The sequence below is a fragment of the Micromonospora phytophila genome (assembly GCF_023656545.1).
Taxonomy (GTDB): domain Bacteria; phylum Actinomycetota; class Actinomycetes; order Mycobacteriales; family Micromonosporaceae; genus Micromonospora; species Micromonospora phytophila.
The window spans coordinates 1-9,593 of the sequence record NZ_JAMOKF010000216.1 but is presented as its reverse complement, the minus strand read 5'-3'; the positions used below and the strand labels follow the sequence as shown (position 1 = coordinate 9,593).

13 protein-coding genes are annotated in these 9,593 nt (G+C 73.7%); 7 read left to right on the top strand and 6 right to left on the bottom strand.

The genetic code is table 11. The features are described 5' to 3' along the window. A partial coding sequence (locus NCC78_RS21955) for a DAK2 domain-containing protein (RefSeq protein WP_250796717.1) occupies positions 1–414 on the bottom strand: 414 nt, incomplete at its 3' end. A gap of 55 nt (positions 415–469) precedes the next feature. After that, a complete protein-coding gene (locus NCC78_RS21950; protein ID WP_250796716.1) occupies positions 470–649 on the bottom strand; it encodes a hypothetical protein in 180 nt (59 codons plus the stop codon). Between the two features lie 202 nt (positions 650–851). Here NCC78_RS21950 and rpmB point away from each other — a divergent pair, with 202 nt between their 5' ends. Next, a complete protein-coding gene (rpmB, locus tag NCC78_RS21945) occupies positions 852–1,043 on the top strand; it encodes a 50S ribosomal protein L28 (RefSeq protein ID WP_007456456.1) in 192 nt (63 codons plus the stop codon). 198 nt (positions 1,044–1,241) lie between these two features. Further along, the gene (locus NCC78_RS21940) at positions 1,242–2,498 is read left to right on the top strand and encodes an ATP-grasp domain-containing protein (RefSeq protein ID WP_250796714.1); all 1,257 of its coding nucleotides are present in this window, start codon (positions 1,242–1,244) and stop codon (positions 2,496–2,498) included. 171 nt (positions 2,499–2,669) lie between these two features. Here NCC78_RS21940 and NCC78_RS21935 read toward each other — a convergent pair whose 3' ends face one another. Further along, the gene (locus NCC78_RS21935) at positions 2,670–3,137 is read right to left on the bottom strand and encodes a GNAT family N-acetyltransferase (RefSeq protein ID WP_250796713.1); all 468 of its coding nucleotides are present in this window, start codon (positions 3,135–3,137) and stop codon (positions 2,670–2,672) included. Positions 3,138–3,167: 30 nt separating this feature from the next. Further along, on the bottom strand, positions 3,168–4,106 hold the full coding sequence (locus NCC78_RS21930) for a thiamine-phosphate kinase (RefSeq protein WP_250796712.1): 939 nt from the start codon (positions 4,104–4,106) through the stop codon (positions 3,168–3,170). 122 nt (positions 4,107–4,228) lie between these two features. Between NCC78_RS21930 and NCC78_RS21925 the strand changes: the two genes are divergently transcribed. Together NCC78_RS21925 and NCC78_RS21920 are read left to right on the top strand one after the other, a co-directional pair. Beyond that, a complete protein-coding gene (locus NCC78_RS21925; protein ID WP_013284547.1) occupies positions 4,229–4,462 on the top strand; it encodes an Lrp/AsnC ligand binding domain-containing protein in 234 nt (77 codons plus the stop codon). Continuing rightward, a complete protein-coding gene (locus NCC78_RS21920; RefSeq protein ID WP_372495178.1) occupies positions 4,463–5,098 on the top strand; it encodes a DUF3515 family protein in 636 nt (211 codons plus the stop codon). Positions 5,099–5,221: 123 nt separating this feature from the next. Here NCC78_RS21920 and NCC78_RS21915 read toward each other — a convergent pair whose 3' ends face one another. After that, the gene (locus NCC78_RS21915) at positions 5,222–6,328 is read right to left on the bottom strand and encodes a D-alanine--D-alanine ligase family protein (protein WP_250796710.1); all 1,107 of its coding nucleotides are present in this window, start codon (positions 6,326–6,328) and stop codon (positions 5,222–5,224) included. Positions 6,329–6,545: 217 nt separating this feature from the next. Here NCC78_RS21915 and NCC78_RS21910 point away from each other — a divergent pair, with 217 nt between their 5' ends. Further along, complete coding sequence (locus tag NCC78_RS21910; protein ID WP_250796709.1) at positions 6,546–7,838, top strand: ATP-binding protein; 1,293 nt, start codon at positions 6,546–6,548, stop codon at positions 7,836–7,838. Between the two features lie 75 nt (positions 7,839–7,913). Here NCC78_RS21910 and NCC78_RS21905 read toward each other — a convergent pair whose 3' ends face one another. Further along, positions 7,914–8,132: a hypothetical protein gene (locus NCC78_RS21905; protein ID WP_250796718.1), complete on the bottom strand. Its 219-nt coding sequence runs from the start codon at positions 8,130–8,132 to the stop codon at positions 7,914–7,916. A 278-nt stretch (positions 8,133–8,410) separates the two neighbouring features. Here NCC78_RS21905 and NCC78_RS21900 point away from each other — a divergent pair, with 278 nt between their 5' ends. Then, on the top strand, positions 8,411–9,256 hold the full coding sequence (locus tag NCC78_RS21900) for a helix-turn-helix domain-containing protein (protein ID WP_250796708.1): 846 nt from the start codon (positions 8,411–8,413) through the stop codon (positions 9,254–9,256). A gap of 4 nt (positions 9,257–9,260) precedes the next feature. After that, complete coding sequence (locus NCC78_RS21895) at positions 9,261–9,461, top strand: DUF397 domain-containing protein (protein WP_250796705.1); 201 nt, start codon at positions 9,261–9,263, stop codon at positions 9,459–9,461. Positions 9,462–9,593 lie beyond the last annotated feature (132 nt).

Here is a 9,593-nt window from a genome sequence, read left to right as displayed (position 1 = left end):
CGTGCCCTCGACCGGGCGAGCGACCGCGGCGTAGGCGGCGGTGGCGGCGTCGCGCAGCGCGGTGGCCAACTCCCGGCCCCGCACGGCCGGCACGGCGGCGGCCGCGTCGGCGAAGCCGCGCAGGATCTGCGACAGGATCACCCCGGAGTTGCCCCGGGCGCCGAGCAGCGCTCCCCGGGCCATCAGCCGCAGCGCGTGCCCGTGCGGGGTGGGCCCGCCGTCGGGCAGGGTGTCGAGGTCCATCGCCAGCGCCTGCTGCGCCGAGGTGAGAGTGAGCACCATGTTGGTGCCGGTGTCGCCGTCGGGGACCGGGTAGACGTTCAGGTCGTCGATCTCGCCCTGGTGTCGCTTGAGCGCGGCCAGCCCGCCCGCACACCAGCGGCGGACCGCAGCGGCGTCGAGGGTGTCCAGCACGGCGAGAAGCCTACTGGCGCGCACGGACACCCGCCGGGGTCGGCGGGTGTCGCTACTACGGCGTGTCCGGCCCGGCGGCGCGGGACGGACGCGCCTGGCGGACCCCGGCGTCCCACAGGCGGTCGGCGGCGGTGCCGCTGCGGGTGATGCCGACCGCCTCGTGGCCAGCGGCGAGGAGCCGACGGGTGAGCGGGGACCCGATCGCGTTGGAGGCTCCGGCCAGCACTACCCTCATGGTCGCGTCCCTCCGTACGGCGGTGTTCGAGGGACGGCGCGGGCCGGGCGTCCGTGACCGCGTCGTGCTGTGACAGCCCCCACTGCCAGGGCCCCCGACCGGGGCGGTTGGTCGGTTGGGCCGGTCATCGGGTAACCTGACAGGGTTGCCCGGGCAGCGCCTGGCGGCGACCTCATGAACGTTTCAATCCCAGGAGTATCCCGTGGCTAGCGTGTGCGACGTCTGTGGCAAGGGACCGGGCTTCGGCCACAACGTGTCCCACTCGCACCGGCGGACCAACCGCCGCTGGAACCCGAACATCCAGTCGGTGCGTACCCCGGCCGGTGGCGGCAACACCAAGAAGTTGCAGGTCTGCACCTCCTGCATCAAGGCTGGCAAGGTCACCCGCGCCTGACGCGGTAGCCCTTACCTTCAGACTCGTCATTGCCGGCGGACCCTCGTGGTCCGCCGGCTCTGTCGTGTCCGGGCGGCTGCGGTGACGGGTACGCGACGGGGAATCGACGCGCGACCGGTGCCCGGTTAGGGTCTTCCTGCGCCGGGCGTCCGGATGAGGTCGCGCGGCGTGACGGGGAACGAGCGCGGAGGACGACTGGTGCAGCTGGACCTGGGCCGAGACGAGATGATCATGGTCGGGGCCTCCCTGGGCATGCTGCGCCTGTTCAGCGAGGAACTCCCGGCCGGCAGCGTCGTCCTGGTCGAGGAACCCGACGTCATCGAACGCCGGGGCCTGGCACACAAAGCCCGCGCGATGCCCTTCATCTCCCGGGTGGTGCCGGCCGAGTACCAGACCGGGCTCGACGCGCAGGCGCTGGTCGCCCGCGAACCGGGCCTCTCGGCCGCCCGGCTGGTCATGCCCGGCCTGGAGTACGCCGTCGGCGGCGCCGCCCGGCTCGCCGCCGCGCTCGGTCTGCCCGGCGCCGGGCCCGAGGCCGCGGACATCTTCTCCGACAAGCACCGGATGCGGCTGCTCGCCGCCGACGCCGGGCTGACCAACCCGGACTTCGCCCTGGTCGACTCCCCCGACGAGGCGACCGCGTTCGCCCGCCGACACGGCGGCCGGTGCGTGCTGAAACCGACCCGCCGCTCGGGCAGCCTCGGCGTGCAGCTCATCACCGACCCGGGGCAGGTCGCGCAGGCGTGGGCGGGGACCGCCTCGCCCGAGGAGCCGCCGGAGGCGACGGGGCGCGGGCTGCCCACCGGCGTCCTCGTCGAGGAGCTGGTCGACGGCCGGGAGCACAGCGTCGAGCTGCTGGTCGTCGACGGCGAGGTGTGCTTCGGCAACGTCACCGACAAGCGGGTGCTGCCGGGGCGCTCACCGGTGGAGACCGGGCACACCGTTCCGACCGCGCTGCCCGAGGCCACCCGCCGGGAGCTGCTCGACGTGGCCACCCGGCTGGCCACCGCCGCGGACTTCCGCACCGGGACGCTGCACAGCGAGTGGATCATCTCCGCCGGCGGGCCCACCCTGGTCGAGTGCGCGGCCCGGCTGCCCGGCGACATGATCACCGCGCTGATGTCGATCGCGTACGAGTGCGGGTTCATCGAGGCCTACCTGCGGACGCTGTGCGGGCAGCGGCCCGCCGTGCCGGCCCGGCCGACCGGGGCGGCGGCGGTGGAGTTCCTGCTGGCCCCGCCCGGCACGGTCACCGCCGTCGACGGGCTGCGTCAGGCCCGGCGGGTGCCGGGGGTGCTCGACGTGCAGCTCGACGTGGCGGTCGGCGACACCGTGACCGAGGTGACCTCCTCGCTGCGGCGCAGCGGCCACGTGCTGGCCTGGGGCGCCGACCCCGCGGCGGCGACCAGCGCCGCCGGCAAGGCCGCCGAACAGATCCGGATCACGACCGCCTGAGCCCGCCCGCCCCGCCGGCCGGCCTCCCGGCCCTGGCACGGCCGGCCTCCCGGCCCTGGCGCGAGCAGTCTCCCGGCCTTGGCACGGCCGGCCCCTGAACGACCGGCCCTGGCGCGGCCGGTCGCAGTCGGCCGGACGGGGTGTGGCGCGGCCGGACGGCCCGGGGATGCCTCAGAGGGTGCGGCCGAAGGAGAGGCAGCCCGGGGCGTCCTTGTAGAAGCCGAAGTTGGGGATCCGCTCGTAGCCGGCCGAGATGTACATGGCGATCGCCTCGGGCTGCTTGTCGCCGCACTCCAGGACGATCCGCTTGCGTCCGTGCTCCCGGGCCGAGCGCTCCACCGCCGCCAGCACCGCCCGGGCCACGCCCCGGCCCCGGGCCGCCGGGGCGGTGTACATCCGCTTCAGCTCGGCGGTGTCACCCGCGTCACCGTGGCTGCGCCACCCGCCGCAGCCGACCGGCTCGCCGTCGAGCAGGGCGACGAGGAAGGCGCCGGCGGGCGGCTCGAACTCGCCGGCCTCGACCGGCGTCTCGTCCCCGCTGCCGCCGTACCGGACGCCGAGGTCGGCCAGCGCGGCGCGGATCAGCCGCTGCGCGACCGGGGAGTCGAAACGCTCGACGTGGATCTCGATCTCACTCACGGTAGTAAAGGGTACGACCACCGCCGGCCCTTACCGGAAGTGGTCCCAGCCGGTCGGCCCGTCGTACGGCCCGCCGTCGACGGTCACGCCCGAGCCCTCCGTCACCCGGCCGATCGGCCGCCACTCGGGCGGCAGCGCCACCGCCGCCGGGAAGGTCGCGGCCAGCGCGTGGTCGTCGCCCCCGCCGAGGAGCCAGGTGTACGGGTCGACGCCGAGCGCCTGTGCGGCGTCGCGCATCTGCCGGGGCACCTCGAAGGCGTCCCGGCGCACGTCGACGGCGACCCCGCTGGCCTTCGCCACGTGCCCGAGGTCGGCGAGCAGCCCGTCCGACACGTCGATCATGGCGGTGGCGCCGAGCCGGGCGGCGTGCGGCCCGGCGGCGTACGGGACCTCCGGCCGCCGGCACGCCTCCACCAGCAGGCGGGGGGTGCGGAAGCCGCGGGAGAGCACGGTCAGCCCGGCCGCCGCGTACCCGATCCGGCCGGCCAGGGCCAGCACGTCCCCGGGGCGTGCGCCCGAACGCGTCACCGGCGCCCGGCCGCCGAGGTCGCCGAGGGCGGTGACCGCGATGGTCAGGGTCGGGCTGGCCGACATGTCCCCGCCGACCACGCTCGCGCCCACCTTCGCCGCCTCCGCGGCCAGCCCGTCGGCGAGCTCCTCGGCCCACGCGGTCTCCAGCTCCGGCGGCATGCAGAGGGCCACCAGCAGGGCGGTCGGCTGCGCCCCCATCGCCGCGATGTCGGCCAGGTTCGCCGCCGCCGCCCGGTGGCCGACGTCCCGCGCCGACGACCAGTCCCGCCGAAAGTGCCGCCCGTCCACCAGCACGTCGGTCGAGGCGACGACCCGGGCGTCCGGGGCCGTCACCACGGCCCCGTCGTCCCCCGGACCGAGCAGCACGGTCGATCCGTACGACAACCGGGCGGTCACCCGGTCGATCAGGCCGAACTCCCCGACCCCCGCGACGCTCATGCCGTCACTCCGCCGCGCTCGCTCACTGCTTCTCCTTGACCACCGATAGGGATCAGACCTGGTCCGTAAGGTACTTTCTCCCTTCGGGCCGCTCCAGGGCGGCGACGGACGGAGGTCGAGTCGTGGTTCAGGCGTACATCCTCATCCAGACCGAGGTCGGCAGGGCGCGTGACGTGGCCGGTCTCATCGCGGACCTTGCCGGCGTGGTACGGGTCGACGCCGTCACCGGGCCCTACGACGTGGTCGTCCTCACCGAGGCGAACACCGTCGACGAACTCGGCAAACTGATCGTCAGCAAGGTGCAGATGGTGCCCGGCATCACCCGCACCCTCACGTGTTCGGTGGTGCGCCTGTAAGTGGACAAGATCACTGACTCTCCCATGACCGATTCCGCCCAGTCTCGCGAGACGGACCCGCAGAAGCCGACCTCGGACCGGACGACCCGCCGCGCGGCCCTGATCGCGACGCTGGTGGCGCTGCCGGTGACCGTGCTGGTGGCCGGGCTGGCCTTCGCCGGGCTTTCCCCGGACGAGCCGGCCGCCACGCCGAGCCCGACGGCCACCACCGCCCGCGCCCAGTCCACCGCCCCGGTCGAGATGGCCGCGCCGGCGCTGCCCGAACGGCCCGCCGTGCTCTGCCGCGCCCTGCTGTCGCAGCTTCCGCCGACCGTCAAGGACCTCCAGCAGCGCCCGGTCACCGCCGGCCCCGAGCAGAACGCCGCGTACGGCGACCCGGCGCTCACCCTGACCTGCGGCGGCGCCGAGCCGACCGTCGGGGCCACCGACGACGTCTGGCTGGTCAACAAGGTCTGCTGGTACGCCAAGGAGGAGACCGACGCCACCGTGCTCACCACGGTGGACCGGGAGACCGCGGTCGCGGTGCGCGTGCCGCGCTCCTACGGGCAGGCGTTGCAGTGGGTGTCTCCGATCTCCGACACGATCGTGGCCTCGGTGCCCTCCGCCGCCCCCGTCCCCACCGGCTGCCAGGGCTGACCCACCCCCACCTGCCGCGCAACGCCCGCGCCCAGTGCGCATTTTCACGGAAAGAGTGGTCTCCCACGCTCGGGAGGCCACTCTTTCCGTGCAAGTGCGCGGATCTTGACGTGGGGGTGGGGTTTAGTGCAGGCCGACGCCGCGGTGCAGGGCGGTGCGGATGAGGCGGTTGACCAGCTTCGGGTACTCCAGGCCGGCGGCGGCCCACATCCGCGGGAACATCGACGTCGGCGTGAAGCCCGGCATCGTGTTGATCTCGTTGAGGTAGACGTCCAGCTCCGGGGTGACGAAGAAGTCGACCCGGGCCAGGCCGGCGCAGTCGAGCGCGGTGAAGGCGCGCACGGCGTACTCCTGGATCTGGCGGGTCACCCGCTCGGGCAGGCCGGCCGGGATGTCGTACTCGCAGGCGGTCTCCGAGTCGATGTACTTCGCCTCGAAGTCGTAGAAGTCGTAGTCACCGACCACCCGGACCTCGGCGAGCACGGACGCCTCCGGCGCGCCCCCGGCCTCGCCCTCCAGCACGCCGCACTCGATCTCGCGGCCGATGACCGCGCCCTCGACGAGCACCTTCGGGTCGATCTGGCGGGCGGTGGCGACGGCGGCGTCCAGGTCCGCCCAGTCGTCGACCTTCGTGATGCCGAACGAGGAGCCGGCCCGGGACGGCTTTACGAAGACCGGCAGGCCGAGGCGCTGCTTCTCCTTTTCGCCGAGCGTCATCCCGTTGCGCAGCACCGCGTACGGGCCCACCGGGATGCCCTCGGCGGCACAGAGCTTCTTGGTGAACTCCTTGTCCATCGCCGCGGCGGAGGCGAAGACGTTCGCCCCCACGTACGGGATACCGGCCATCTCCAGCATGCCCTGGATGGTGCCGTCCTCGCCGTACGCGCCGTGCAGCACGGGGAAGACCACGTCGACGTCGGCGAGCGCCCGGGGGCCCTCGGTCGGGTCGAGCACCATCAGCCCGTTGCCGGTCGGGTCGGCGCGCAGCACGATGTCCGTCCCGGACGCCGCGGTGATCTCCGGCAGTCGCCGGGCGTTGATCGCCAACTGGGCCGGGTCGCCGGTGGTCAGCACCCACTGACCGGCCCGGGTGATGCCCACCGGCACCACCTCGAACTCGTCCGGGTCCAGCGCGCCGAGAACGCTGCCGGCGCTGACGCAGGAGATGCCGTGTTCCGGGCTGCGGCCGCCGAAGACGATCGCCACACGGGTCCTACCTGGGGTGGTCACTGGAGGTCACCTCTTCGTACGCGACTGTGGGATCGGCGTCCTCGCCGGTGGTGCTCACCCGGTTGACCTTACTGTGCGTGGCGAGGGCCGGATGCCGATACCCGGGGAGACACGGCTGGCTGCGGCAATCGGTCAACGAGACATATACGTAGCGTAACGACAATGGCGAGAATCCGGGGCGGTGAGCGGGCTTGCCGCCCATTACGCTGCTCGTCCTATGAGCCCTGATCCACTGATCGACTCGCTGTCGGCGGCCCTCGACGCCCGCCCGGACGACCTGCCGCTGCGGCTGCACCTGGCCTCGCTGCTGCTGGACGCCGGCCGGGCCGGCGAGGCGATCGCGCAGATCGGGCAGGCGCTCGCCCGGGATCCGGGCAGCGGACCGGCGCAGGCGTTGATGCAGCGGGCGCTGGGCGGCTCCGTACCCCCACCGCCGACGCCGACCCCGGCGGGCCCGCGGCCGCCCGCGCAGCGGCCGGCGCCGGGCGGTCCGGGCGGTCCGGGCGGTCCGGCCGCGACCGCCGGCGACGACCCGCTCGCCGCCTACGAGCAGGAGCTGGCCGATGTCGTGCCGCCGCGCTTCGCCCGCGCCGGCGACGAGCCGGAACCGGTGGCCGGCGACGCCGACCGGGTGTACGACGTGGAGAACTCGGGGATCCGGCTGGCCGACGTGGGCGGCATGTCGGCGGTGAAGGAGCGGCTGGAGCTGGCCTTCCTCGGCCCGCTGCGCAACCCGCAGCTGCGGAAGATGTACGGCAAGAGCCTGCGCGGCGGCCTGATGCTCTATGGCCCGCCGGGCTGCGGCAAGACCTTCCTGGCCCGCGCCGTCGCCGGCGAGATGGGGGCCAAGTTCATCTCGCTTTCCATCGTGGACGTGCTGGACATGTGGATGGGCAACTCCGAGCGGAACCTGCACGAGCTGTTCGAGGCGGCCCGCCGCAACGCGCCCTGCGTGCTCTTCCTCGACGAGGTCGACGCGCTGGGCCACAAGCGTTCCCAGGTCGGTTCGAGTTCGATGCGGACGCTGGGCAACCAGCTGCTGGCCGAGCTGGACGGGATGGAGGGCAACAACGAGGGCGTCTTCGTGCTGGCCGCCACCAACACCCCGTGGGACGTGGACCCGGCGCTGCGCCGCCCGGGTCGGCTCGACCGGGTGGTGCTGGTGCTGCCGCCGGACGCCGAGGCCCGCCGGTCGATCCTGGAGTACCACCTGCGGGAGCGGCCGATCGCCGGGATCGACCTGCGGAAGATCGTGGCGGCCACCGAGGACTACTCCGGCGCCGACCTGGCCCACCTCTGCGAGACGGCCGCCGAGTTCGCGATGGCCGACTCCGTGCGCAGCGGCGAGGTGCGGATGATCGAGCAGCGGGACCTGGAGCGGGCGGTGAAGGAGGTCCGGCCCTCGACGCGGCCCTGGATGGCCACCGCCCGCAACGTGGCGATGTTCGCCAACGAGGGTGGCGTCTACGACGACCTGGTGGCGTACCTCAAGCGGCGCAAGCTGCTCTGACGCGGCGCCGGCCGGACGGCCCGGCGGGGCGCCGGGCCACGCCTGCCGCCGGGCCGGGCTTTCCGCCCGCCGGGGTCAACCGCGGGCGTGCCGCCGGCCGATGGCGATCACCTTGACCCGCTGTCGGCCGGCCCGCACCATGCCCAGCGCCATGAACGCGCCGGCGATCCGGTCGGCCGCCTCCCGGCTGCTCGCGCCGACGACCTGCCGGCGCCGCTCCGGGCAGGCGCGTTCGTCACGGTCACCGCCGTCGACCGGGCGCACGTCGGTGAGCACCACCAGGAACCGCGTCAGAGCCGAGCCGGCGGTGCGGTCGGTGCGGGGCTGCTGACCAGTACGCACGTCGAGTCCTTTCCGGTGGCGGGCCAGGGGCGTGGCACGCGGCGATCGGGTACGGGGGAGAAACCCGATCGCCGCGCGCCCCTTCCCCTCCGGTCGCTCACCGCCGCCGTCGCCACGACAACCGGCAGTGAGGACGCGACAACAGATTGACACCTTTACAGCCGTGAATGCAACTCTCATCGACGTTCTCTCATGTACAGATTCCCGAGAAGATGTGCGACGATCGATCCATGGCACCCAAGACCGCCCGCGCCCGCCGACTGGGCATCGCGCTGCGCACCCACCGGGAGGCCGCCGGCCTCACCCTGGAGGCGGCGGCGGACGAGATCAACAGCACCCGCAGCACCCTGTCCCGCTACGAGAACGCGCAGACCCTGGTCAGTCCGGCCACCGTGCGCGCCCTGCTCACCCTCTACGGCGTCGGCGCGGACGAGGTCGCGGCGGCCGTGCAGCTGGCCAAGGACGCGCGCAAGCCCGGCTGGTGGGTGTCCTACTCGTACCTGCTGGACCGGCGCACCATCGACTTCATCGCCCTGGAGGCCGAGGCGACGGGGATCGCCAACTTCGAGCCCTCCGTAGTGCCGGGGCTGCTCCAGACCGCCGACTACATCCGGGGCGTGATGCGGGGCGGCCCGCACACCCTCGGCGACGACCAGGTCGAGCAGCGGGTGCAGCTCCGGCTCGACCGGCAGCAGCGGCTCACCGCCGACGAGCCGCCCATCCTGGACGCGATCATCGACGAGGGCGCGCTGCTGCGGCCGGTCGGTGACCGCTCGGTGATGGAGGCGCAGCTGCAACACCTGCTCAAGATGGGCGAGCTGCCCAACATCACCGTCCAGGTGATCCCCCTCGCGGCGGGCTACCACCGGGGCACCCGCGGCTCGCTGCACATCCTGGAGTTCGCCGACCCGGAGGACCCGATCATCGCCTCGGTGGAGACGGTGGCCGGTCAGATGGTTCTCGACCGCCCCGGCGACCTGCGTACCTGCACCAAGATCATGGAGCACCTGCGGTCCGTCGCCCTCAGCCCGGCGGACACCCGCGACCAGCTCCTCCAAGTCCTGAAGGGACGGTAGGACCATGACACCGACGATCGACGCGGCGCTGGCCCGGGCCGGATGGCGCAAGAGCAGCCGCAGCGGCGACGAGGGGGCGTGCGTGGAGGTGGCGGTGATCCCGGGAACGGTGGCCGTCCGGGACTCCAAGGACCCGGCCGGGCCGGCGCTGCTCTTCCCGCCGGCCGCCTGGTCCGCCTTCGCCGGGGCGCCCCCACGCCGCTGACCCGCGCCGCGCGTGGCTCGGCCACCGCCTCGGCTCGACCACCGCTGGGTGGTCGCCGCCGTCCGGTGGCTGGAGCCGGGCGGTCGGCCCGACCGCCGCGCGGTGGTTCAGCCGGTGACGACCGGGCGCGGG